The organism is Rothia similimucilaginosa (genome assembly GCF_029850875.1).
Lineage (GTDB): Bacteria > Actinomycetota > Actinomycetes > Actinomycetales > Micrococcaceae > Rothia.
In genome coordinates this window covers 18296-42135 of record NZ_JAOVAM010000008.1, presented here as the reverse complement: position 1 = coordinate 42135, position 23840 = coordinate 18296, and the positions used below count along the sequence as shown (strand labels likewise).

General features: G+C 60.7%; 19 protein-coding genes and 1 riboswitch. Of the genes, 6 read left to right on the top strand and 13 right to left on the bottom strand.

Annotated elements, in window-relative coordinates:
• Positions 1–153: 153 nt before the first annotated feature.
• Positions 154–906 (bottom strand): alpha/beta hydrolase, encoded by a 753-nt coding sequence (locus tag QFX05_RS07085; protein ID WP_279742011.1) that lies wholly within the window; start codon positions 904–906, stop codon positions 154–156.
• 94 nt (positions 907–1000) lie between these two features.
• On the opposite strand from QFX05_RS07085, the gene QFX05_RS07080 reads away from it, so the two are divergent.
• Positions 1001–1816 carry a MerR family transcriptional regulator gene (locus QFX05_RS07080; protein WP_279742010.1) on the top strand — a complete coding sequence of 272 codons (816 nt, stop codon included), beginning with the start codon at positions 1001–1003 and terminating at the stop codon, positions 1814–1816.
• A gap of 127 nt (positions 1817–1943) precedes the next feature.
• On the opposite strand, the gene QFX05_RS07075 is transcribed toward QFX05_RS07080, so the two are convergent.
• The 3 genes from QFX05_RS07075 to QFX05_RS07065 form a co-directional block, all read right to left on the bottom strand.
• A complete protein-coding gene (locus tag QFX05_RS07075; RefSeq protein ID WP_279742009.1) occupies positions 1944–2171 on the bottom strand; it encodes a MerR family DNA-binding protein in 228 nt (75 codons plus the stop codon).
• A 224-nt stretch (positions 2172–2395) separates the two neighbouring features.
• Positions 2396–3706: a homoserine O-acetyltransferase MetX gene (metX, locus tag QFX05_RS07070; RefSeq protein ID WP_279742008.1), complete on the bottom strand. Its 1311-nt coding sequence runs from the start codon at positions 3704–3706 to the stop codon at positions 2396–2398.
• Between the two features lie 190 nt (positions 3707–3896).
• Positions 3897–5243 carry a bifunctional o-acetylhomoserine/o-acetylserine sulfhydrylase gene (locus QFX05_RS07065; RefSeq protein WP_279742007.1) on the bottom strand — a complete coding sequence of 449 codons (1347 nt, stop codon included), beginning with the start codon at positions 5241–5243 and terminating at the stop codon, positions 3897–3899.
• A 103-nt stretch (positions 5244–5346) separates the two neighbouring features.
• Positions 5347–5459, bottom strand: a riboswitch (SAM riboswitch).
• 356 nt (positions 5460–5815) lie between these two features.
• Between QFX05_RS07065 and QFX05_RS07060 the strand changes: the two genes are divergently transcribed.
• The 5 genes from QFX05_RS07060 to QFX05_RS07040 all read left to right on the top strand — a co-directional run bounded on the left by QFX05_RS07060 (position 5816) and on the right by QFX05_RS07040 (position 12199).
• The gene (locus QFX05_RS07060) at positions 5816–6802 is read left to right on the top strand and encodes an ABC transporter ATP-binding protein (protein WP_279742006.1); all 987 of its coding nucleotides are present in this window, start codon (positions 5816–5818) and stop codon (positions 6800–6802) included.
• Entirely contained in the window at positions 6799–7659 is an 861-nt protein-coding gene (locus QFX05_RS07055; RefSeq protein WP_279742005.1) for an ABC transporter permease, read from the top strand. The genes QFX05_RS07060 and QFX05_RS07055 overlap by 4 nt, the downstream gene beginning before the upstream one ends.
• A 1-nt stretch (position 7660) precedes the next feature.
• Positions 7661–8509 (top strand): ABC transporter, encoded by an 849-nt coding sequence (locus QFX05_RS07050; protein WP_279742004.1) that lies wholly within the window; start codon positions 7661–7663, stop codon positions 8507–8509.
• A gap of 75 nt (positions 8510–8584) precedes the next feature.
• Complete coding sequence (gene rsgA, locus QFX05_RS07045; protein WP_279742003.1) at positions 8585–9805, top strand: ribosome small subunit-dependent GTPase A; 1221 nt, start codon at positions 8585–8587, stop codon at positions 9803–9805.
• A 216-nt stretch (positions 9806–10021) separates the two neighbouring features.
• Complete coding sequence (locus QFX05_RS07040; protein WP_279742002.1) at positions 10022–12199, top strand: S9 family peptidase; 2178 nt, start codon at positions 10022–10024, stop codon at positions 12197–12199.
• 257 nt (positions 12200–12456) lie between these two features.
• Here QFX05_RS07040 and gatB read toward each other — a convergent pair whose 3' ends face one another.
• The 9 genes from gatB to QFX05_RS06995 all read right to left on the bottom strand — a co-directional run bounded on the left by gatB (position 12457) and on the right by QFX05_RS06995 (position 23815).
• The gene (gene gatB, locus QFX05_RS07035; RefSeq protein ID WP_279742001.1) at positions 12457–13962 is read right to left on the bottom strand and encodes an Asp-tRNA(Asn)/Glu-tRNA(Gln) amidotransferase subunit GatB; all 1506 of its coding nucleotides are present in this window, start codon (positions 13960–13962) and stop codon (positions 12457–12459) included.
• Positions 13962–15566 carry an Asp-tRNA(Asn)/Glu-tRNA(Gln) amidotransferase subunit GatA gene (gene gatA / locus QFX05_RS07030; RefSeq protein WP_279742000.1) on the bottom strand — a complete coding sequence of 535 codons (1605 nt, stop codon included), beginning with the start codon at positions 15564–15566 and terminating at the stop codon, positions 13962–13964. Before gatA ends, gatB begins: the two co-directional genes overlap by 1 nt.
• Before the next feature lie 15 nt (positions 15567–15581).
• Positions 15582–15878 carry an Asp-tRNA(Asn)/Glu-tRNA(Gln) amidotransferase subunit GatC gene (gene gatC, locus QFX05_RS07025; RefSeq protein ID WP_005507016.1) on the bottom strand — a complete coding sequence of 99 codons (297 nt, stop codon included), beginning with the start codon at positions 15876–15878 and terminating at the stop codon, positions 15582–15584.
• Between the two features lie 211 nt (positions 15879–16089).
• The gene (locus QFX05_RS07020) at positions 16090–16794 is read right to left on the bottom strand and encodes a transglycosylase family protein (RefSeq protein WP_279741999.1); all 705 of its coding nucleotides are present in this window, start codon (positions 16792–16794) and stop codon (positions 16090–16092) included.
• A 707-nt stretch (positions 16795–17501) separates the two neighbouring features.
• Positions 17502–19736 carry an NAD-dependent DNA ligase LigA gene (ligA, locus tag QFX05_RS07015; RefSeq protein ID WP_414628309.1) on the bottom strand — a complete coding sequence of 745 codons (2235 nt, stop codon included), beginning with the start codon at positions 19734–19736 and terminating at the stop codon, positions 17502–17504.
• 223 nt (positions 19737–19959) lie between these two features.
• On the bottom strand, positions 19960–20853 hold the full coding sequence (locus tag QFX05_RS07010) for a PP2C family protein-serine/threonine phosphatase (RefSeq protein ID WP_279741998.1): 894 nt from the start codon (positions 20851–20853) through the stop codon (positions 19960–19962).
• Positions 20850–22001 carry an adenylate/guanylate cyclase domain-containing protein gene (locus QFX05_RS07005; protein WP_279741997.1) on the bottom strand — a complete coding sequence of 384 codons (1152 nt, stop codon included), beginning with the start codon at positions 21999–22001 and terminating at the stop codon, positions 20850–20852. The genes QFX05_RS07010 and QFX05_RS07005 overlap by 4 nt, the downstream gene beginning before the upstream one ends.
• A 289-nt stretch (positions 22002–22290) precedes the next feature.
• On the bottom strand, positions 22291–22779 hold the full coding sequence (locus QFX05_RS07000) for a glucose ABC transporter permease (protein WP_279741996.1): 489 nt from the start codon (positions 22777–22779) through the stop codon (positions 22291–22293).
• Positions 22780–22885: 106 nt separating this feature from the next.
• Complete coding sequence (locus tag QFX05_RS06995) at positions 22886–23815, bottom strand: biotin--[acetyl-CoA-carboxylase] ligase (RefSeq protein ID WP_279741995.1); 930 nt, start codon at positions 23813–23815, stop codon at positions 22886–22888.
• Positions 23816–23840: the final 25 nt, after the last annotated feature.

The window sequence follows — 23840 nt, the reverse complement described above, 5'->3', positions numbered from 1 at the left end:
ATCAGGGTGCCCGAAGCGAAGCGAAGGCGGGTTCCCTGTAGGAACGAGGACGATAACCGCCTTTCCAAGCGGAACCGGGCATCCCAAGCAGAAGCAAAAGCTCAACGTAAGCCCCCGAGTCGTCATGACCCGAGGGCTTTCCATATAGTCGATTTAGGCGTCAGAGCCTTCCGCGGCGCCGGTCGCCTCCGCAACCTTCTGCGCACGAATACGCGGCTCCTGCCCCTGCACCTTCACCTCCAGGAACTCGCCCACATGGCGAATCTCCATGGCGCTCACGCCGTGACCCGTACCGGCGTACAGCACCTTGATGCCGTCGGTGTACTTGCGGATCCAGTCGTAGGTGTAGTTCACTATCTCCTGCGGGATGACGGGGTCTTCCTGATCGCGACCAAAGAACACCGGCAGTTCGGTCTTCTTCAGCTCATCATCCTTGAAGTACGGCGAATCCGAGTCCACCGCGTAGCCGGACAGACCCACCACCGCAGCGAACTCGCCGGGGGCATGACGCACCATCGAAGTTGCGACACCCATGCCCTGCGAGAAGCCCAGCAGGGTCACCGAAGCGTACGGTGCACGGTTCTCGCGCACCCATTCCAGCACGTAGTCGCTCGCCTGTTCGATGGCGCGCTGGTTAGATTCGAGCTGCTGGTTCAGCGGGTACCACTGGTAGCCGATAGCATCTGCGGCAATGTAAGCGCCGGTCGAGTCCGCGGAGAACTGGGTACCGACCGGCTGCGGCGCACGCATGGAGGCGTAGGTGAAGCCCTCCTGCGGAAGGTGCGCCGCCAGGGACAGCAAATCGTGCTCCTGGGAGCCGTAGCCGTGCAGCATGAGCACCAGGTGGGTGCCTGCTCGTTCGTTCTCGGGGCGGGTGTATTCGACGACGTATTTGTTTTCGCTCATGCACCCATCTTAGCGAGGACTGCCGCGCAAACCTGCACCGCAGGTTCCGCCGCCAGCTTGACCCTCACCTAACGTCAGGTTTTAGAGTGACACCATGGACGCGAACATAACACCACCTGACGGGCATCATGAATACACCGTAGGAGAAGCAGCATCATTGCACGGGCTCACAGTCCGCACGCTACACCACTGGGAGCAGCGGGGCTTACTCAACCCGGCACATGATGAGTTCAACGGGCACCGGTACTACACCGATACAGACCTTGAACGAATCACCGTCATCCTGGGGTACCGCTCCATCGGCATGGGCCTTGACGCTATTCGCAACATACTGCAGGACCAGGAGAACAGCACCGAGCATCTGCTCGCTCAGCGGGATATGCTTCAACGCAAAATCGCCGCCCACCGGCGCATGCTTGAAACCATCGAACGCCTTTTGGAGGACACTATGGCACCTAAAAATGAGCAGCTCAGCGCTGCCGAAAAAGCAGAGATTATGGGTGAAGGGTTCAGCCTCGCCCACCAGCAGGAAGCGCAGGAGCGTTACGAGAAAACTGACGACTGGGCTGAATACCAGCGCCGTACTGCCTCAATGGACCGTGCCGACTGGCAGAACGGCAAACAGCAGATTGACGAGGTAGAACGAGCCCTCGTCAAGGCATTCAACCGCGGCGTGCAGCCGGGCAGTGAGGAAGCGAACGCACTCGCCGAGCGGCACCGCGCCTCCCTGTTCTTCTTTGAGGTCACCCCCGCTAAGCACGCTATTCTAGCCCGCGGTTACGTTGAGGATGCCCGCTTCAAGGCGTATTACGAGAATCTCGTGACCGGGCTTGCGGAGTGGTTGCGGGAAGTCATCTATGAGAATGCTCGTGCACACGGTGTTGACCCGCTGGAAGCTACCTGGAGCTAAAGCTAGAAACTGAAAACACCCAGCAGCTTAGCATGAGTAACCAAGCATACTCAGCTGAATATGAAAAGATGCCCGGTATTCCCTACATCGGGTCTACCGGGTGTTACATGCTGTTTGTGCATTAAAACTAGATGGTTATCGAGCGGGTGCTGTCGAGGTGATGGCGGTGCTCCTGAATACGGCGATCCAGGTGTTCAAGGTTCTGTTGCAGCCCGACAATCTCGTTTTCAATCTTTCGGCGGGCGCGCTCCATCACGTCGATGGAGAGTGCGTGGTTATCCAGATTATCCAAAATTGTGCGATTGTCGGCAAGACTCATTCCGGTCTGACGGCAGGTAGCAATAAACCGTACCAAGGAGATGAATTCCTCGTCAAAAGCGCGAGTTCCAAGAAACGCCGGGCACTCACGCTATACGAGCACCCGGCGTCCCATAATCCAACCGTTAAGGTGAACGTTAATTCTCAACGGGCGGAAAGACAGTTGAGAATACCCAGCCATTCCCTCACAATCCCACACCCACTGTTTGGAGAAAACAACATCCAGCGGGATGCGCGTAACGCGCCCGGGTGCCGGTTGCCTTAGCGAGTAACAGCGCCGTACAGTCGAGTCATCGACTCCAGAGCTTCACGTTCACGCTGCGCCTCACTCTGGGTGGCAGATTCATCTTCAACGCCGAGGGCACGCGCCAGAATCTTCTCCACCTGCTTCGACTCAATGAGGAAGCCATCATGGCCGTGGTTCGACTCGATAATGTCCACGGGCACCGGAGTGGGTAGCGCCTCCGCCAGGCGGTGCGACTCATGCGGGAAGAACAGGCGGTCCGTGTTCACCGCCGCAATCGTCCACTCACAATCGGTGTGCACCAGCGCCTGCGCCAGGGTGCCGCGGCCACGCGCCACGTCGTGCGAAATCAGTGCCTCATTAACCGCCAGGTAGCTGTTCGCGTCAAAACGCTCAACCAGCTTGGCACCGTGATGGTCCAGGTAGCTTTCGATAGCGTAGCGGCCACGCGGCTCACCCAGCGAGCCACCCACGATGCTTTCGCCACGGTTCTCTTCACGGCCGAAGCGGTGCTCCAGCTCGGCGGGGCTGCGGTAGGTGGTGTGCGCGATACGGCGAGCTAAGGCAAGTCCTGCGGTCGGCGCGGGACCGGCATAGTAGTCACCGCCGGCAAAGTTCGCATCCGAACGAATCGCAATATTCTGGGTGTGAGCCCATGAAATCTGCTCCGCCGTTGCTGAAGGGCCGGAGGCAATCACCGCGCATCCACGTACCAGCTCAGGGTTAGTTGCCGCCCATTCCAGGGCACGAGCGCCGCCGAGAGAACCACCAATCACGTAGCGGAAGCTGGTTACCCCCAGGGCCCGGGCCAGGTACGCCTCAGCACGCACAGAATCACGGATGGTTACCTGCGGGAAGCGGGAACCCCAGTATTCACCGGCACCCGGGTAACCTTCGGGAATGATGCTTGCCGGTCCAGTCGACCCATAGCAACCACCCAGAATATTGGGGGCAATCACAAAATAACGGTTAGTGTCTACGACCGAGCCGGGCCCCACGATGCCTTCCCACCAGCCATCCGATTCAATAGCCCGAATCAGCGGGGCGGGCATGTCGGGGGTGGGTACGCCCCGAGAGACATGCGTATCGCCAGTGAGTGCATGCAAAATCAGGATGGCATTGTCGCCAGCCTCATTGAGCGTACCCCAGGTTTCGTAGCCGATAGTGACCTGCGGAAGAATCACGCCGGATACGAGCTCCAAGTCGCCGATGTTCAGCTGACGCAGATAGCCTTGTGCTTCGGGGTGTTCGCGCTGGGTACCTGCCACGGGGATGGGCGCGGTAACAGGCTGGGTGGTACCGGACTGGTTAGTGCTCTGGGTAGTCATGGGGGTCCCTTCACTGGGTTTGGCCGGCAAGGTAGTGCCGGGTGTGAGCGGGGTACTCGTCTGTGGGTAGAAGGAGCAACGGGTGGGGCGGCATCAGCGCCGCGCAGTGACAAAACGCTCCGTAACGGGGAATCCGCAGGTGGACCGAAAAGCCGTAGCTTACCGGTCCACCTGCGGATTACATCACCGTTTAGGAGAGGGTGTCAAAGCCCAGCTGCAGGTCGGCGAGAATATCATCAATGTTCTCAATGCCTACTGCCAGGCGCACAAAGTTCGGGTACACGCCGATCTTCTCCAGCTCCTCAGCGGAAAGCTGGGAGTGGGTGGTGGAGGCGGGGTGAATCACGAGTGAGCGCACGTCACCGATGTTTGCCACATTGGAGTGCAGCTTCAGGGCATCTACGAAGTCGCGGGTCTGCTCCAGGGTTGCGTCTTTGAGGGTGAAGCCGAGAACCGCGCCGGGGCCCTTGGGCAGGTACTTCTGTGCACGCTCGTACCAGGGGGAGGATTCCACGCCAGCCCAGATGACCTTCTCGACCTGCGGGTTTGCTTCGAGCCAGTGGGCAACCTTGGTAGCGTTTTCAATGTGGCGTTCGATGCGCAGAGAGAGGGTCTCCAGACCGATACCGATGTTGAAGGCGTTGGTCGGGGAGATGGCGGCACCGGTGTCGCGCAGCAGGGAGACGCGCGCCTTCAGGATGTAGGAGAGGTTCGCGCCGAATGCGGAGTCCTTGCCCAGGTCGCGTGCGTAGACCAGGCCGTGGTAGCCGGGGGCGGGCTGGTTGAACTTGGGGAACTTCTCGGGGTCTGCACCGTAGTCGAAGTTACCGGAATCAACGATTACGCCGCCGATGGAGGTTCCGTGGCCACCCAGGTACTTGGTTGCGGAGTGGACGACCACGTCCGCGCCATGTTCGATGGGGCGCAGCAGGTAGGGGGTGGGTACGGTGTTGTCCACAATCAGGGGTACACCGTTTTCGTGCGCAATTGCAGCAATAGGCTCAATGTCGAGCACGTCGTTACGGGGGTTAGGCACGGACTCGCCGTAGAAGAGCTTGGTGTTGGGGCGGACTGCGGCGCGCCATGCGTCCAGGTCGTCCGGGTCCTCCACAAAGGTGGTTTCGATACCGAGGTCGGCGAGGGTGTACTTGAGCAGATTGTAGGTGCCGCCGTATACGGAGGGCGATGCAACTACGTGGTCGCCTGCACCGGCAATGTTCAGGATTGCGTAGGTGATAGCTGCCTGACCGGATGCCAGCAGTAGCGCGCCAACGCCGCCTTCCAGGGAAGCGATACGGTTTTCAATTGCTTCCTGGGTGGGGTTGTTGAGGCGAGTGTAAATGGGGCCCAGCTCGGCGAGGGCGAAACGGTTCGCTGCCTGCTCGGCGCTTTCAAAGACGAAAGAGGTGGTCTGGTAGATGGGTAGTGCCCGAGCTCCCGTTGCGGCATCCGGCGCCTGACCTGCGTGAATCTGGCGGGTTTCGAACTTCCAACCGGCGGGGTTGGCGGGAGTCGGGACGGTAGTGTTGTTGCTCATGCGTGGCTCCTAATGGGGATTCTTAGGGGGCCGCATGCCGACGGTACAGGAATCGTCGTCGAATAATCCTGTCACGATTGATGTACCGTTTTCGGTCACATCGGTCCCGCGCTTGCGTCACGCTCTTGCGTGCCGCCCGGTCTTCACCCAGGGCACCCCACCGCGGAGGAGGGTTGCCGGCCAGCTAGCTGGGGCTTATCGCTGGCGCTCTTGACCTGTTATTTAGAGTGTCATAGGGCACGGGGTGGGGTCAAGGGTTTTGTGGGTGTGCGGTACTTTAAGACATTTCATTGCAAAGATGACGTTTTTTAACGTCTGTCACCAAAAATCGCCTGCAACAAAACGTGAGTGACGATGCCGGGACAGTCAGAGGGCGAGGTAATTAGAATGCGGAGGTGAACACCCACTATTTGCGTAGTAACCTCCATCACTTTTATCTGTGCTTTTCGGTACACTGAAATGACACATACACTCACGCAGGGTACAACTCGCTACGGCTCGCTAAGCCGCTTATCCTGCTCAACATCCCTCCGGTATAGGAGCCAGAGGGTCATACCCGAAGGTTACCTACCATGTCTCTTGTTCTTGACGCCACGCAACTCAGCCGAGTCTTTGGCAAAGGTAAAAATACCTTTACCGCCGTCGACCGGGTGTCACTTCGCGTCAGTTCCGGGGAAATTCACGCCCTCCTCGGCCCCAACGGTGCGGGCAAAACGACGACCGTGCAGATGTGCTCGACTCTGCTCACCCCCACCGGCGGTAGCCTCACCGTGAACGGTATTGACGCTATCGCCCACCCGCAGCGGGCGCGCCGTCACGTGGGCCTCGCGCTGGGCGGGGAGAACGGCTTCTACCCGCGCGCCAGTGCCCGCGATAATCTGCTGTTCTTTGCCGATGTTACGGGGGTTTCCGGGCGGGCCCGAGGGCACGAGGTTGAGCATGCCCTAGCCCGTGTGGAACTCACCGATGCGGCAACGCGGCCTGTCCAGGAGTTTTCCCGCGGCATGAAGCAGCGCCTACATATTGCCCGTGCACTGCTCGGCTCCCCCGCTCTGCTCCTGCTGGATGAGCCGACCAACGGGCTCGACCCCGATATCGCCCTAACCGTACGAACCCTTATCCGTTCTCTCGCGGAAGACGGCGCCGCCATTCTGCTCACAAGCCACCTGCTGGGCGAAATCGAGGACCTGGCGCACACCATCACCGTCTTGGGCGCTGGCTCCGTTGCTGTGAGCGGCAGTCTCGAGGACGTTGCCGCGCACGCAGGTATTGCCGCCACGACCGTGGTTCAGGTCGAGCCCACCGCCACCGAGGGCATTGATACGCTCCGCGGGTTCCTCGGCGATAAGGCGGCGGTACTTTTTGCCCCACGCGGTTCCGGCTGGGAACTGACCCTCTACTGGCACGGCGAGCGCGCCACGTTCGAGGCGGGCGAGACGCACCGCATCCTGACGGAGGGACTTGCCGCCGCACGCATTGGGGCGCGAACCGAACCGTACACGCGCCCGGCAACCTTGGAAGAGGCATACCTGGCGATGGCGGAGGGGCTCAAGCGATGAACGCTCAGACGCAACGCTCAGAAGAGTTCCAGCGGCAGGGTCGACGGTACGACCTGTGGCAGGAGTGCGCCCGGCAGCTACGGCTCATGGGCTTTAGCCTGCGCCAGTTCCTGACGGTCCCCTACTTCATTCAGCTGCTCATTAGCACGGTACTCGGCTCAGTCATCCTTCAGGCGCTCGCCGTGCATGCGGCGGCGCAGAGCTCCGCGGGTCACTCCGTTGACCCGACTCTCGCGTGGACCCGCGCGGGCATTGTGGGCATGTGGTCGGTCTGCATCGTGTCTGCGGGCATCATCAATTTTGAGCGTTTCCGTGGGACCCTCGTGTACCTGTGTTCGGGGTCGATTTCTCCGGTGCGGGTGCTGGCGGCTATCGTTTCAAGCGCATCCGTTGTGGGTTTGGCGGCTTTGCCCCTGTCGTGGCTCATCTGGGCTCTTGTGACGCTCAACCTGCAGGTCACAGACTTTTCAGCACTCTGGCCGCGCTACGTTCTGGGCGTTCCCCTGCTGTGGCTTGCGTGCCTGTCGGTCACGTTCATGATTGCGGTATTCTTCGTGGCCACGCCGAACGCTATCGCCTACGAGGAGCTGTTGCTCGTGCCGGTTTTTATTCTTTCCGGGGTTCTCTTCACGACCGTTGAAGCGCCCGCCTGGCTGGATGCCGCGGGTGTGCTCATTCCCCTACAGGCGCCGGTTCACCTGCTACTTGGGCGTACCGCCATCACTACCCCGGCGGATGCGCTCCTGCCCGTAATTCAGACCCTGGTCGTGAGCTTCATCTGGGCGTTGTGCGCCTTCCTCTTTGCTCGGAAGGCTCTCGCCTCAGCCCGCCGTCGCGGCACCCTGGGGGCGATGTAGCGTGCGTGCTCTCTCCTCTGTTGCCCTGCCTGGCGCTGTATCACTGTCTGGCACGGCGCGTCGGGCTCTGTCGACCGCTTCTATTGGCTGGTCGTCGTCTATTACCTTCGCAACCCTCGGAACGGCCATCACGACCCTGGTTCTCGTACCCGGTCTTAACGTGCTTTTCACGGTGCTTCTGGGTGCTGATCTTGCCGCAAACGATACGGTACGCATCGGCTGCGCGACCGCCCTGATTGCGACCCTCAGCTCCGTGGCAGCCGGTATTGTCGCGCGCGTTGCCACAGACCGGTGGATTGGCGTCTTCGAGTACGTGTGCACGGCGCGCCCGGTGGATGCTGGATACTGGCTCGGTGCGGCGGCGGTACCCGCGTTGCTGGCATCCGTAACGGGTCTGAGCAATGTGGGCATCGTGTGGTTACTGTCCCTCACATCCTCCGCTACGGGAGCAAGTTCCGGACTTTTAGTCGGTGCCATCTTACTGATGCCGGTTGCGGTTCTGGGCGGGGTCTGCCTGGGCATTTTTGCCGCCGGGCTCGGTCTGTACCTGTCGGATCCGTACACGGGGTCGAATTTTCTGTCGATTATTCTGCCAGTGAGCGCGGGCGTGATTGTGCCGGTGAGTACCTACCCGGGTTGGCTTGCATGGCTGTGTTCCTGGGTTCCGGGGTCCCGGCTGGTGCAGGTTTTAGATGCCTCTAGCGGTATCGCGAACGGCACCGCGCCGGAGCTTTTCGCGCTCCTGGCGGCAGACACAGCCCTGACAGTACTCTACGCCGCAATCGGGTTGGGGCTGATGGTCCTTGCCGCCCGCCGTATCCGTGCCGGCGCCCGCGCCTCGCTGTTGTGAACGGTGAAACCTGAAAAAGAACGAACCTTGTAATCACCCGCTATCCGGGCGCCGCAACCAAGAAAGACTATTCCTGTGACCATTGCTCCCGCTTCATACACCTTAGAGACCCTAGGGTTCGACCCTTCCTGGCAGGGTTCAGCAATCCGCGCCGCGTTCACCCTCGGCGGTACCCTCGAAAACTTTACCCTCGCCCGTGTCAGCGCCGTGCACCGCACCCGCTGCGAGCTACTGACCTGCGAGCGGGGTGAGCTCATTAAGCTTTCCGCTCCGCTGCGTCCGGTTGAGAACGACTACGGCGAAGAAGAGTACCCCGTCGTCGGCGACTGGGTACTCACCCAGCCCATCCCTGGAACCGGTAGCGATAGCCAGCCCGCGGAGCACAAACCTCTCGCGATACTGCCCCGGCGAAGCTACCTCACCCGACCCAGCGCCACCCGAGAATCCGCGGATCAGCCTGTCGCCGCCAACGTGGATATACTCTGCATCGTTGAGCCCTGCTTCCCCGAGCCGTCCATTGGGCGAATTGAACGCTACACCGCCCTGGCGCACGCTTCCGGGGTGCAGGTCGCGCTGATTCTCACCAAGGGTGACCTGGTAACGGCCGAACAGCTCACCAACTACAGGGACTCCCCCGCAGGTGGTGTGGATGCGGTGCTCGCCGTCTGCACGGACAACGGCTACGACCCTGCCCCGGTGGCGGAGCTTGTCGCCGGACGCACCGCCGCATTCCTGGGTCGCAGCGGCGCAGGAAAATCCACCCTGGTCAACGCCCTGCTCAACCCCGGAGTTGACCCCCGCGAGGATAGCCAAGAACATCAGGTGCAGGTCACCTCCACAGTCCGAGATGCTGACGGCAAGGGGCGCCACACCACCACCAGCCGCCAGATGCTTGTTTTACCCGGTGCGGAAGGCTCAAGCGAAGGAGACTCGACCAACGCAAAATCATCATCTGGCACGGTGCTGATCGACACTCCGGGCGTACGAGCCCTAGCCGCAACGAGCGATAGCGCCGCGATTGACGAAACCTTCGACGACGTCTCCGGTTACGCTTCTGCCTGCCGGTACAGCGACTGCTCCCACGGTTCCGAACCCGGATGCGCGGTGCAGCAGGCGCTCGCCGACGGCTCTCTCGACCCCGAGCGCTTCGAACGCTACCGCAGGATGATAGCCGAATCCGCGCGTCTACGCCTGCGCTCTCAAGAACGTGAGTACAGGCAAAGTAACCGTGCCTTCACGAAGGCGAATAAGGCGGGCCGCCGCACCCTCATGTCCATTAAGGGGCGCGCTAACTAGCCACCAAATGCGCACGTTCCAGAAGAGTGCAGGGGGCTAATCTGGGTGATACTGCCCAGGCCGCAATATAGTAGCCTGCCTCACTCTTCGATACACTAGAACTAGGCATGCCCACAGTCCCCCGCACACCCTCACCGCCACCCGGCGGCACAGGAACGCAGGCACAGACGGCACACACCATTCACAAACCCATAACTCAAGGAAAGAGGTGGCAGCATGACTGAACAGAACCTCACCCCGCCCGTACCGAAGAAGGTCGAGCACCGTCGCGAACACCACGGCGACGTCTTCATCGACCCCTACGAATGGCTCCGCGACAAGGAAAGCGAAGAGGTCCTCAACTACCTCAAGGCAGAAGCCGAATACACCGAAGCTGTCACCGCAGACCAGCAGCCCCTCCGCGAATCCATCTTCAACGAAATCAAGGACCGCACCCTGCTGTCGGATCTGACCGTCCCGAACCGTATCGGTGACTGGTGGTACTACAGCCGCATGGTGCCCGGCGGCCAGTATCCCGTCTTCTACCGCTACCCCGCCCTGCACGAAGGCGACGAGGTGGTGCGCTACACCCCGCCGACCGTCACCCCCGGCGAAGTACTCGAAGGTGAGGTCGTCATCCTCGACTGCAACGAGTACGCCAAGGACATGGAGTTCTTCTCCCTCGGTAGCTTCCAGCCTGCACGTAACGGCAAGCTGCTGAGCATCTCCGTGGATGAAAAGGGCGACGAACGCTACGAGCAGCGCTTCCTCAACATGGAAACCGGCTCCTTCCTCGAAGACACCATCCCCAACATTGCGGCGGGTTCCTTCTTCATCAACCACGCCGATCAGCTCATCTACACCGTCCCCGACGAGTCGTGGCGCCCCTGGCGTGTCTACGTGCACGACGTCGGACAGGGCACCGAAGACCACCTGATCTACGAGGAACCGGACAACACCATGTGGCTCAGCGCAGCCATGAGCTCCGACCGTTCCTCCGTGGTCATTACCAGCTCCAACTCCGAATACACAGAAGTGCGTATCATCCCCACCCGCGAACCCAAGAGCGAGCCGACCCTGCTCATTCCCAAGAGCGCGGGAATCGAATACTACGCCGAGCCGCTCAACATTGCCGGCGAACAGCACCTGCTGATTCAGCACGACTACAATGCGCTGAACTCCGAGCTGGTCCTCGCAGATATGCCGCGCGAAAGTGAAAGCCTCGAAGAGTACGCGAAGCGGTGGGTTCCGGTTATCCGCCACAGCGAACATGTGCGCCTGGAGGGCTTCACCTTGACCGCAACGCACCTGGTCGTCACCGCCCGCGCAGACACCACCACCCGCATTTTCCTTGCACCGCGTGAGCAGCTGCCCATCCAGTGGCGCCGCCGCCGCCCCGCCGGCGTGACCTTCATGGAACCTGTCGGCTTCGACGAGGAACTGTACACCGCCTCCGTGCTGCGTGCGGAGAACTACTCCCCCGTGCTGCGCATCGCCTACACCTCGTACCTGACTCCACGCCGCGTCTACGACTACTTCCCCATGTCGCAGACCCTGCTGTTGCGCCGTGAAACCCCGGTACTCGGCGGCTACAACCGTGAGGACTACCGCGCCTACCGCGACTGGGCACCGGCGGCGGACGGCACGCTCATCCCGATCTCGGTGATTCACCGCGCCGATCTGGACATGAGCAAGCCGCACCCGGTCATCCAGTACGGTTACGGCTCGTACGAGTCGTCCATGGACCCGATGTTCTCCATCCCGATGCTGTCGATTCTGGACCGCGGCGTCATCTACGTCATCGCGCATATTCGCGGCGGCGGCGAGATGGGCCGCTCTTGGTACCAGAACGGCAAGAAGCTCGCGAAGAAGAACACCTTCACCGACTTCGTGGACGTCACCAGCTACGTTGCGGCTAAGCCGTGGGCTGATGAGGCGCGTATCGGCTGCTACGGCGGTAGCGCCGGCGGTCTGCTCATGGGCGCCGTGCTGAACCTCGCCCCCGAAAAGTACGCCGCCTGCCTGGCAGCCGTACCGTTCGTGGATGCGCTGACCACCATCCTCGATCCGGAGCTGCCACTGTCGGCAATGGAGTGGGAGGAGTGGGGCAACCCGATTGAGGACCAGGAAGTGTACACTTACATGAAGTCGTACACCCCGTACGAGAACATCCGCCCGGTCCGCTACCCGGCGATTGCTGCGGTGACGAGCCTGCACGACACTCGCGTGCTCTACGTGGAGCCTGCGAAGTGGGTTGCGGCGCTGCGTGAGCAGATTGACCCGTCGTCGCCGGTGCCGCTGCTGAAGATTGACATGTCGGGCGGTCACGGTGGCGGTTCCGGCCGGTATACGCGTTGGCGTGAGATCGCGTGGGATTACGCATTCCTCATGAGCAACCTCGGCGTTACTGAGTAGCTGGTCTCTTAAATAGAACGCTCCGTCTGTATCTAAGTGATACGGACGGAGCGTTCTTCGTTTATGTACGTTGCTCTGCTCGAGGGGTGAGGCACCGCATATTTCCTCCGCGCCTACGCAGGGGCACCCGTCACCCGGAGGGCGCATCCGGAAAACACGGCCGCACTCGCGCAGACCCTGGAATGGAGCAAAAGAGGCGCCGCCTCCCACCTCGGGAGACAGCGCCTCTTTCGTTAGAGCCGGGTCAGCGGAAAAGCTTAGCCTTCCACGCCGCACTCAGCCAGAATCAGCTCACGCACGCGGGCGGCATCAGCCTGACCGCGGGTAGCCTTCATAACCTGACCGACGATAGCACCAGCAGCCTGAACCTTACCGGCACGAATCTTGTCGGCAACGTCGGGCATTGCCGCCAGTGCTTCCTGGACAGCTGCGGTGAGCGCGCCGTCATCGGAAACCACGGCGAGGCCGCGTGCCTCAACGATTTCGGCGGGGGTGCCTTCACCGGCGAGGACGAACTCGAGCACCTGGCGGGCGATCTTGTCGTTAATCTTCCCCTCAGAGATGAGTGCTTCGAGGGCAACCACGGTTGCGGGCTCCACGCCGAGGGCGGTGAGCTCAACTTCAGCCTGCTTTGCGCGGCGGGCGATTTCGCCCATCCACCACTTGCGGGCGGCTGCTGCGGTTGCACCTGCGGCGACGGTCTCTTCGATGACGTCGAGTGCGCCAGCGTTGACGACGTCGCGGAACTCTTCGTCGGAGTAGCCCCACTCACCCTTGAGGCGGCGGCGGCGCTCTGCCGGGGGTTCGGGCAGTTCAGCGCGCAGACGCTCAATCCATTCGCTGTTGGTGACGACCGGTACGAGGTCCGGTTCGGGGAAGTAACGGTAGTCGTCGGCGTCGGACTTGGGGCGGCCCGAGGAGGTTTCGCGGGTGTCTTCGTGCCAGTGGCGGGTCTCCTGGGTGACCTTTTCACCGCGTTCGAGGATTGCTGCGTGGCGGCGGATCTCGTAGCGGACGGCGCGCTCAACCGAACGAAGGGAGTTCACGTTTTTGGTTTCGGAGCGGGTGCCGAACTTCTCTGCGCCCTTGGGCATGAGGGAGACGTTGGCATCGCAGCGGACGTTACCACGTTCCATGCGGGCGTCAGAGATGCCGAGGGAGCGGACGATGTCGCGGATTGCGGCAACGTAGGCGCGTGCCAGTTCGGGTGCACGCTCGCCGGCACCGACTATGGGTCGGGTGACGATCTCGATCAGAGGAACGCCTGCGCGGTTGTAGTCGACCAGTGAGGAGGTTGCACCCTGGATTCGTCCATCTGCACCACCGACGTGGGTGAGCTTGCCTGCGTCTTCTTCCATGTGGGCGCGCTCAATTTCAACGGTGAAGATAGTGCCGTCTTCGAGCTCAACGTCCAGGGAGCCGTTTTCCGCGATGGGGCCGCCAGCCTGGGAGGTCTGGAAGTTCTTCGGGGAGTCCGGGTAGAAGTAGTTCTTGCGGGCGAAGTAGGACTTGTCTGCAATCTCGCAGCCCAGTGCCAGGCCGAGCTTGATGGCAGACTCAACAGCGGTCTTGTTCACCATGGGCAGCGCACCGGGCAGGCCGAGCGATACGGGGGTGACGTTGGTGTTGGGGTCGTCGCCGAACTCGTTGGGTGCGGAGTCAAACATCTTGGTTTTGGTGTTCAGTTCGACGTGCACCTCGAAGCCGAGGACCGGGTCGTACTTTTCGATGGCTTCTTCGAAGCTGAGGACTTCTTCACTCATTATTTGGTTCCCCCAAAGTCAAAGTCGCGGATCAGAGTTTCAGTGTCGGGCAGGCTCCTGTAGAGCGGTGCGCCCCATTTTGCGGTGAGCAGTTCTTCCAGTGCTGCGCCGACGCGGTAGAGGCGTGCGTCTTCGCGTGCGGGTGCGGTGAACTGGATACCGACGGGCAGGTTGTTCTCTTCGGAGAGGCCGCCGGGCAGGGAGAGCGCCGGGACACCTGCCAGGTTGACGGGCACGGTTGCGACGTCACCCAGGTACATTGCCATGGGGTCGCCTTCGGTCTTCTCGCCGAGCTTGAACGCGGTGGAGGGTGCAGTCGGGGAGATGAGCACGTCGCACTTTTCGAATGCTGCTGCGTAATCGCGCTGGATGAGGGTGCGTACGCGCAGTGCGGCGCCATAGTAGGCATCGAAGTTACCTGCAGACAGTGCGTAGGTGCCGAGAATAATGCGGCGCTTGACCTCGTGACCGAAGCCTGCGGAGCGGGTTGCGGACATGACGCGCTCGATGGTGACGGGGCCGTCTTCGGGTACGACGCGCAGGCCGTAGCGGACGCCGTCGTAGCGTGCCAGGTTGGAGGACACCTCGGAGGACATGATCATGTAGTAGGCGCTGATGGCTTCGGTGACGGAGGGCAGGGAGACCTCAACGATTTCTGCACCTGCGGCACGCAGCTCTTCGACGGATTCACGGAAGCGTGCGAGGACACCTGCTTCGAAGCCTGCGCCGTCGCCGCCTCCGAGTTCCTTAATGACGCCGATGCGCAGGCCAGACAGGTCGCGCTTGCGTGCGGCTTCTGCGCCTGCCTTGGCTTCTTCAACAAAGTTGCCGGGCTCATCAGGCAGGGAGGTTGCATCGAGCGGGTCGTGGCCTGCGATTGCTTCGTGGAGCAGTGCGGTATCCAGGACAGTGCGGGCGCAGGGGCCTACCTGGTCGAGGGAAGATGCCATGGCGATGACACCGTAGCGGGAGACGGAGCCGTAGGTGGGCTTGACGCCAACGCTACCGGTCAGTGCTGCAGGCTGGCGGATAGAGCCGCCGGTGTCGGTGCCGAGCGCCAGGGGTGCCTGGAAGGCGGTGACGGCTGCTGCGGAGCCGCCGCCGGAGCCGCCGGGTGCACGGTCGAGTGCCCAGGGGTTGCGGACTACGCCGAATGCAGAGTGCTCGTTGGAGGAGCCCATTGCGAATTCGTCGAGGTTGGTCTTGCCGAGGATGGGCATGCGTGCTTCGCGGACCTTGCGGGTGACGGTGCCATCGTAGGGGCTCATCCAGCCTTCGAGCATGCGCGATGCTGCGGTGGTAGGCTGGCCCTTGGTGACGATGAGGTCCTTGACGGCGATGGGTACGCCTGCGAGCAGCGGCAATTCCTTGCCTGCTGCACGGTCTGCGTCCACTGCGGCTGCGGTGGCGAGTGCTTCTTCAGCGTTGATGTGCAGGAAGGCGTTGAGGCCGTTCTTGCCGTCTGCTCGGTTGTCGCTCAGGGATGCGCCGTCGGTGGCTGCGATACGGTCCAGGTGTGCCTGGGTAAGCTCAACGGAGGTGATTTCGCCGGATGCGAGCTTTTCTACTGCTTCTGCGGCGGTGAGCTGGATCAATTCGTTCACTTGGTTGTTCTCCTCTTAGTCTTCGTCGAGGATTGCCGGCACGCGGAACTTGCCGTCCTGTGCGTCGGGGGCGCCTGAGAGCGCCTCTTCCTGGGTAAGGGTGGTGACGGGTACGTCTTCACGGAAGACGTTCTCGAGGGGGATGGGGTGGCTGGTCGCGGGGATGTCAGCAGTTGCTTTCTGCGACATGGTCTCAACGGATGCGACGATGACGTCCAGCTCAGACGCCATCGCGGTGAGTTCTTCATCGGTCATCTCAATGAGTGCCAGCGATGCCAGGTGCTTGACCTGTTCAAAGGTGATGGCAGACATGGTTCTCCCGTAGTTTTGTTTTCTTGTCTCTTCTCTAGTGTAGTGGAGGTTGCGTTTTCCGTCTCATTGAGGGTTGGAGGGTTTACCTGCTGGCTTGTGTGTTCAGGCGGTATTTTTCTCCTTTCGGTTAAATGCTCAACGCCCCGCTCCTCGTGTGAGGTGCGGGGCGTTGGACTACAACGTGCCCAAGTTACGCTTGAGAGTTAAAACCTTAGGCAGGGATGGTCAGAACCTGGCCGGGGAAGATCAGGTCAACGTTGTAGATGATGTCGGTGTTCGCAGCTGCGATTGCCTGGTAGCCGCCTGCAACGCCGAGCTTTGCAGCGATCAGCGAGAGGGAGTCACCGGGAACCACGGTGTAGGTACCTGCTGCAGCCTTGGGAGCTACTGCGACGGGTGCTGCGGGAGCCTCAACTGCCGGTGCTGCAGCGGGTGCTGCGGGTGCCTCAGCTGCTGCGGGTGCAGCCTGAACTGCAGGAGCTGCGGGTGCAGCCTGTGCCGCGGGAGCGGTGTAGGTCTGCTGGGTCTGCGACTGGGCAGCCACGGTGGTGGGCTCAGTGTAGGTGGGAGCTGCGCCGGTCTTGCCGTAGAGGCCAAGCTTAGCGGAGCAAGCGGGCCATGCGCCCCAGCCCTGGATAGCGAGCAGACGCTCGCCAGCCTCAATCTGCTGTGCACGGGAAGCGGTCACGGGGGAGCCGGACATGCCGACGCCGTTCCAGGACTGCTGGGTGAACTGCAGACCACCGTAGAAGCCGTTACCGGTGTTGATGGACCAGTTACCACCGGACTCGCACTGTGCCAGTGCGTCCCAGGTAGCACCGTCTACCGCGTTTGCAGCGGGCATCGACATGGTAGCTGCTACAGCGCCACCGATGGCGAGAGCTGCTGCGGTACGACGAATGGAAGTGTTCTTCATAATGCTCCTTGGGGCCGTCCCCGCTCGTTCCGTCCCCGGAACTCTAACGCGCTGCCGCTCACCCTTTGATAACGAAGTAGGTTACTCATGTTCTGGCTCTACCATGTGAGCGGCTCTCCACCGATTTCATGTCACCGTGAGTGATTCTGCACTTGTGTGCGGAATCCGGGTGGCACTTCCTCGGTAGGGACGTGCGGTAGAACCGGGCATCGTTTCAAGCATTCCAAGCTTGAAACCACACAGGCGATTCCCTTGCGAGAATCTATCTGGTCTCAAAGATAACCGAGGTTTTTTATGATTCCAACCCAGTTTCAGGTTCACGGCGAACGCGCAGGGTTCCCAGGGTTCTTTCAGGTTAAAAGTGCAAGAAACTTTATTGGCGCTCTTGCAGGCCGCATATTTTCAAGGTTTAACCGCGGAATTTCGGGGTTTTCTAGGGCGTGCAGTCGGAGGTTTCCCCTCCTGGAGTGCTCCGATTCAGTATTGAATGGGTGCCGATTTCAAAGGTTTTGAACAGCGTGTAAATATTTTTTAAATATTTACACGCTTTGGGAGTGTTTTAAGGCGCTTCCACCTTAAATGCTGTGGTAATTACAAATGCCCAAAATTGGCATTCAGGCTCTGAAGCCCGTACTCCAGAGCCTGAATGCTCTATATATCTCTATATATATTGCAGGGTTCAGATTCAGATAACCCCGCTACCGGGTCTACTCCTCCGAAGCGGCTTCAACTGCCTCGGGGCCACCTTCAAGCAGAGCAGTAAAGCCTTCCTCGTCCAGCACCTTCAGACCCAGCTGCTGAGCCTTATCCAGCTTCGAGCCGGCATTCGCGCCTGCGACCACAAAGTGGGTCTTCTTCGAAACCGACGCCGAAGCCTTACCGCCGCGAGAAATAATGGCTTCCTTCGCACCGTCACGGGTGTAACCGTTCAGCGTGCCGGTTACGACCACGGTCAGGCCCTCCAGAGTGCGCTCCACGGACTCGTCACGAGTATCTTCCATGCGCACACCGGCGGCAGCCCAGGAGTCCACAACCTCGGCGTGCCAATCCTCAGCAAACCATTCAATAATCGAATCGGCAATCGTGGTGCCCACACCATCCACAGCAGCAAGACGCTCACGATCAGCCTCGCGGATTGCCTGCATCGAACCGAGCTCGGCGGCAAGCGCGCGGGCAGCGGTCGGTCCCACGTGACGAATCGAGAGAGCCACCAGCACGCGCCACAGCGGCTGCTGCTTAGCCTTCTCCAGCTCAGCGAAGAGGTTCAGCGTATTCTTCGTAGGCTTCGGCTCGGGGCGTGCCTTGGTCGGCTTGGTGTAGAAGTAGGGCACGCGCTCCATCTTTCCGGTGCCCACGCCCTTGACCTTCTTCTCACGCTCGATAGTGACCTCGCGCAGGTCCTCAATGTTGAGGGTGAACAGGTGTGCCTCGGTTGTTAGTGGAGGGGTGTCCGGGGTTGCGGGGCTGGTGAGCGCCTTAGCTGCTTCGAAGCCGAGTGCCTCAATGTCGAAGGCACCGCGGCTTGCCGCATAGTACACACGCTCGGTCAGCTGCGCCGGGCAGGAGCGAGGGTTCGTGCAACGCAGATCCACATCGCCTTCCTTGCCGGGGGCAAGGGGCGAACCGCAGGATGGGCATTCGCTGGGCATGACGAACTCACGTTCAGTGCCGTCACGTAGGGCAACCACGGGGGCGACAATCTCGGGGATCACGTCACCTGCCTTGCGTAGCACCACAGTGTCACCGATGAGCACGCCCTTAGCCTTGACCACGTCCTGGTTGTGCAGGGTGGCGCGCTCCACGGTCGAGCCGGAGACGAACACAGGCTCCATGACGCCGTAGGGGGTCACGCGGCCGGTGCGTCCCACGTCCACACGGATGTCCAGCAGCTTGGTGTGCACCTCTTCGGGCGGGTACTTATACGCCACCGCCCAGCGCGGCACGCGGGAGGTGTAGCCCAGCTGAGCCTGGGTCGCGAAGTCGTTGACCTTAATGACGATGCCGTCAATTTCGTGCACCAGGGAGTGGCGCTGCTCACCGTACTTGTTAATGAAGTCGAACACCGCCTCGGTGTTATCGGCAATTTCGCTGTAGGGGCTCACGGGCAGACCCCAGGAGGCGAGCAGGTCGTAAGTCTCGTACTGAGTGGCAATATCCAGGCCGGTGCGTGAACCGATGCCGTGCACGTACATGCTCAGCGGGCGCGAGGCGGTAATCGCCGCGTCCTTCTGGCGTAGCGAGCCTGCCGCGGCGTTACGCGGGTTCGCGAAGGGGTTCTTACCGGCGGCAATCATGGACTCATTGAGCTTCTCAAAATCTGCGGAGGAGATGAACACTTCGCCGCGGATTTCAATTTCCTCAGGGTGGTTCTCGCCGGTCAGCTGCTGCGGGATGCCCGCAATGGTGCGCACGTTGTGGGTGACGTCTTCACCGGTGGTGCCGTCACCGCGGGTTGCCGCGCGCACGAGGGTGCCGTTGCGGTAGAGCAGATTCACCGCCAGACCGTCAATCTTCAGCTCGGTCAGCCACTGCGGTGCGCCACCGGTAAGGTTCCGGGCGTTCTCTTCAGTCTTGGTCAGCCAGCTGCGCAACTCCTCGAAGGAGAAGACGTCCTCGAGGGAGTACATGCGCTGCAAGTGGGTGACGGGCGCGAAGGCTTCGATGGCTTCACCACCGACTTCCTGGGTGGGCGAGTCGTTGGCGATAATGAGCGGATATTCCGCCTCAATGATTCCAAGGCGGCGGTAGAGCGCATCGTACTCGGCGTCAGAGAGGAAGGGCGCATCCTCGTTGTAGTAGGCGCGGCGTGCGGCACGAATCTTATCGGTCAGTTCCGCATACTCGGCACGCAGGGCCTCGGTAATCTCCACGGAGTTTTCTGCGGGGCTCTCTGCTCGAATCTCGGCGGGGGCAGTCTGCTGGGTGGTGTTGTTCTCAGTCACCCGTCCAGTCTAGCGTTTTTGATCCGCCTCTCCCCTATCGCTGGTCATATTGGCAGGTTCCGCGAACGCAAACGATGACGTAAACGATAATGCAAGAGTGCCGTAGCCGCTTACCCGATTATGCCTCCTTAGTTTCTGTGCGCGGATACAGTTCACCCCCGCCTTCTATAGGCACTCGAGCGAGTGCCTATAGAAGGCGGGGGTGAATCAAACAGTATGAAGTTTAGGCTTCGACCGCGTCAGCAACAATCACGGTAATGTTATCGCGACCGCCGGAACGCAGCGCCTCGTGCTGGAGCACGTCAGCGGCGTCCTGCGGGTGGCGAATCGAGGTGAGTACGCGCGCCATGTATTCGTGCGAAAGCTCACCGGAAAGACCATCGGAGCAGAGCATCAGGCGGTCACCGGCACGGGCGGGCAGAACCCAGAAGTCCGGTTCCCAGTAGTTACCGGTACCCAGCGCGCGGGTAATTACGTTGCGGCGCGGGTGGGTCAGCGCCTCCAGGGCGGTAATCTGACCTTCATCGACCAGGTACTGCACCTCGGAGTGGTCAGCGGTGACCTGCTCCAGCGAGGCGGAGCCCTCAGAACCGGGCAGCTTCTCCATGGCGGAGTGGTGAATACCCTCATCCTCACGCAACAGACGGTAGGTTCGCGAGTCGCCCACGTTGAAAATAACCCACAGGTTACGGTCCCCGATGTTGGTTAGCCAGGCGCCAGTGACGGTCGTGCCGCCAGCGTGGGAGAGCGCCTGTTTAATTTCTTCGTTGGTTTCGCCGAGGATATCGTGCAAACGGTTCAGGGCGCCCACAATTTCGTTGTTAAGCAGGGTATTTGCGCGGCGACGGCGCTTAACGGGGTCTTCCTCATCAATAGCTGCGAGGCGCTTAACGTAGGTCTGCTGTTCTCCTTCGCTGCGTCCGCCAGGCATGGTGAAGAAGGGCGAGTAGGCGAGCTGACGCACGCACAGGCGCGAAGCGACCTCGCCCGATTCATGGCCTCCCATACCGTCCGCGACCACGCAGAGGGAACCGGCGACGACCATCGAATCTTCGTTATTTTCTCGATGTGCGCCGCGGTGCGTTGCACCACCGGTACGTAGTTTCAGTTCAGTCATGAGAGGTCTATCTCCATTGTGTAGTTCACGCGACGGGTCACCGCCACGGGGTCTACGTTACCAAAGCTTCTAACATTTCGCGTTCCCTGCGAGGTGAGAGTATAGCGATTTCCCACCTGTCGGAGCGTGTTTGCTGTCTCATTATCGGTCAGTACGGTACCCGGTTCAGCGAGGGAGACCAGGCGTGCGGCCAGGTTCACGCTGGAGCCGTACACGTCGCCGCGGTTAGCCAGAACTTCGCCCCAGATGAAGGCGACGCGGGCATCCGGTAGTTGCGGGTCGGCACCGATCTTTTCGGAGAGCCGCAGGCTAATTTCTGCGATAGCGTCCGGGGCTTCGGTAAGGAAGAAAACTTCATCACCGAGGGTCTTAATAATACGACCGCCCAGGGGTGCGATAACGTCCAGGCAGCTCTGCTCAAAGTGGTTGATGAGCTGAGAGAGAGCTGCGGCATCTAGGTTACGTACCAGGGAGGTGTAGGAAACCAGGTCAACGAACCCTACGCCTCGCACCAGGGGCAGGCGAGAAAGTCCGGAGGTGGTCACGTTGTTTTCGCGCAATCCCAGGCGCAGGATTCCGGCGTACATCTGGCGACGGTATGCGTAGAGCGCCAGGCGCTCAAGAACGTCAAGGTAGCGCGGGAAGTCTTTGAGGAGCTTACGGCGGGCATCATTATCGCTGAGGTTTTCGGTGACCATGATATTGTGCACGAGCGCCTCAATCTGCCATGCGACGGTACGGTCGGTCAGTTGACCTTCGGAGCGCACAAGGGATGCCACGTATTCCATGCGAATGTCGCCTTCTGCGTCCAACTTCTGCAGGTCTGCAAGCATCTGCACGTCTGTTTCAGTGAAGTAGGGCGAGTGGTCGGCGATCGTTGGGAAACCCATGTTGTGCCAGATACGCTGGGCGGTTTCGAGAGGAAGTCCGGCGCACTCTGCGGCTTCTACGGGGGTGTAGCGGCGGCCCTGTCCCAGGAGCGACTTTTCGAGGGCTCGGATTCCTGCTTTGGATTCCTCGTCTCGATAGATATTGTTCTGCGCGAGGTTCTGCAGAATTTTGAGGTTCAGCATTTGGGTTTCGGGGCCCATGGTGGCGCCAGTACCCTGCAGAGAGTGTGCAGGTTTCTGGGGGTCTGCCGTGCTCATTACCGTTGCTGCTCCTTTCATATCTGCCGAATCATCTGTTCTCTCGTGCGGGTGCGCTAGCTGGTGCTGTGCGTCGATTGTGCACTACTTCACTGTATAGCGCCTTGTTAATATACCCTCCACTGCGGTGTTTTGGGCACCAAAGCATCCACCCCCAAAGATATTTTAGTGGAGTAATTCACATTTAAGAATACTCTAATCCACATTTTTCAGCTGATTTAGGTGCCAGGTTAGGCTCTGAGTCAACCGGTCTACCCTCTTTATAGTTGGCAGACACACCCCCGAAAAGCTAGATGTAGCGGGAACTCAAGGCGTAATAGTCACGTCTAGCGGATTTAATTTCTTTTTCAAAACACCTGGGTTCAGGCACATAGGTCAGACAGTGGTGCGCTCCGTGGCAGACCACATACACGGAGCCATAGCCTAACCAGGCGCCCGGGCCGCGTTGTTTTACCCAGCGTTCCCCCATGGAATCCAAGTAGAGAGAGTCGTCTCCTGTTCGGATCATCACGCCACGGCGAACCACAAGCCGGTGCGTGGTGAGCAGGTAGGAGGTGGTAGCCCAACGCCATCCGGTACGCACCGCTCCGAAAACAGTACCAACCGCACACATCATGCCGAGAGTCCACAGAATCGGTGAGGACCGTGCCGTGGAGGCAAAGGTTGAGGCGGCGATAGCAACCAGTATGTAGGCGAGCGCGGGTAGCAGGGCGCCGTAGTGCTGTCGAGTGGTAATGATGACATGCTCACCGGGGTTGAGTTTTCCGCGCAGACGCATGGTGTTCCTTAGCTGTGCTGGTTGTTATGGGCCGGCTGGAGGCGCCAGTTGAGGCGGTGTGGATTGATGCAGTTGCCGTGCCGGACTGTAATTTTAGGGGTTGGTTCTAGTGTGCCTGCTGAAAGTCTCCGTAGCTACCGTTGACGGGGCGAAGATGCTCAATATCGCCCACCGCGTAGGGCTCTAGGGTTCCATCTTCGCGGCGAATGAGGATGCGCCCCTGCGCGTCGAGGTCTTCGGCGATGCCTTCTACGGTGCTTCCATCCGGCAGGCTCATGCGCACGCTAGCTCCGAGAGTTGCAGTGGCGGCGCGTGCCTGATCGAGCAGACTGATGCTCTGCGGGTTGAGGGGGTCGGGGTGCTCGGGGTCACCGCCGGCGCGCACGAAGGCGCGGTAGCGGCGGGCGAAGATCTTAAGGAGTCGGGTGAGCACCTCGGAGGAGTCGATGACCTGCCCGGTGCACAGGCTCAGGCTGGTGGCGGTGGGTACGGGCAGCTGTTCGGCGGACATGTTCGTATTCTGGCCGATGCCCACAATAATGCTGCGTTGTTGCTCGGTGGAGCCGCTTTCGGGAACGAGCTGGGCGAGGATTCCGCAGCCTTTGGCACCCTGTGCAATCACATCGTTGGGCCATTTGAGGGCGGCGTCTACCCCGTAGTCACGCCAAATATCGACCACGCTGAGCCCGGCGATGAGGGTCAGCCAGTGGTAGCTGTCTTCGGTGAGTTCTCGAGCGAGAGGGTCGGCGGAGGCATGCGGGCGCACCACGATACTTGTGGCGAGGCAGGCACCGGCAGGGGCGATCCAGACTCGGGCTAGACGGCCGCGTCCGGCGCTTTGGTAGAGGCTAGTGTAGACAGAGAGCTCGCCGAGCTGTTCGCGTTCGGAGTCCGTGCCGCCCATAAGTACCTCGCGGGCACGGGTGGTAGTGGAGTCGACTTTATTGTAGAGATTTACGCTGGAGTATCCAGTTTCCATTGCAATGGTGCGGATGCGCGGCGCATCCAAAACCGAACGATCACTCTCGGTATGCATATTCTCCTCCATAGTTTGCGCCTTT

Excerpts from the sequence above, each read along its gene's own strand:
- QFX05_RS07080 (WP_279742010.1), top strand. The coding sequence starts at position 1,001 with ATGGACGCGAACATAACACCACCTGACGGGCATCATGAATACACCGTA.
- QFX05_RS07065 (WP_279742007.1), bottom strand. The coding sequence starts at position 5,243 with ATGAGCAACAACACTACCGTCCCGACTCCCGCCAACCCCGCCGGTTGG.
- QFX05_RS07085 (WP_279742011.1), bottom strand. The coding sequence starts at position 906 with ATGAGCGAAAACAAATACGTCGTCGAATACACCCGCCCCGAGAACGAA.
- QFX05_RS07000 (WP_279741996.1), bottom strand. The coding sequence starts at position 22,779 with ATGCGTCTGCGCGGAAAACTCAACCCCGGTGAGCATGTCATCATTACC.
- gatB (WP_279742001.1), bottom strand. The coding sequence starts at position 13,962 with ATGAGTGAAGAAGTCCTCAGCTTCGAAGAAGCCATCGAAAAGTACGAC.
- QFX05_RS07005 (WP_279741997.1), bottom strand. The coding sequence starts at position 22,001 with ATGAGCACGGCAGACCCCCAGAAACCTGCACACTCTCTGCAGGGTACT.
- QFX05_RS06995 (WP_279741995.1), bottom strand. The coding sequence starts at position 23,815 with ATGCATACCGAGAGTGATCGTTCGGTTTTGGATGCGCCGCGCATCCGC.
- QFX05_RS07010 (WP_279741998.1), bottom strand. The coding sequence starts at position 20,853 with ATGACTGAACTGAAACTACGTACCGGTGGTGCAACGCACCGCGGCGCA.
- QFX05_RS07055 (WP_279742005.1), top strand. The coding sequence starts at position 6,799 with ATGAACGCTCAGACGCAACGCTCAGAAGAGTTCCAGCGGCAGGGTCGA.
- gatC (WP_005507016.1), bottom strand. The coding sequence starts at position 15,878 with ATGTCTGCCATCACCTTTGAACAGGTCAAGCACCTGGCATCGCTGGCA.
- metX (WP_279742008.1), bottom strand. The coding sequence starts at position 3,706 with ATGACTACCCAGAGCACTAACCAGTCCGGTACCACCCAGCCTGTTACC.
- QFX05_RS07040 (WP_279742002.1), top strand. The coding sequence starts at position 10,022 with ATGACTGAACAGAACCTCACCCCGCCCGTACCGAAGAAGGTCGAGCAC.
- QFX05_RS07060 (WP_279742006.1), top strand. The coding sequence starts at position 5,816 with ATGTCTCTTGTTCTTGACGCCACGCAACTCAGCCGAGTCTTTGGCAAA.
- QFX05_RS07020 (WP_279741999.1), bottom strand. The coding sequence starts at position 16,794 with ATGAAGAACACTTCCATTCGTCGTACCGCAGCAGCTCTCGCCATCGGT.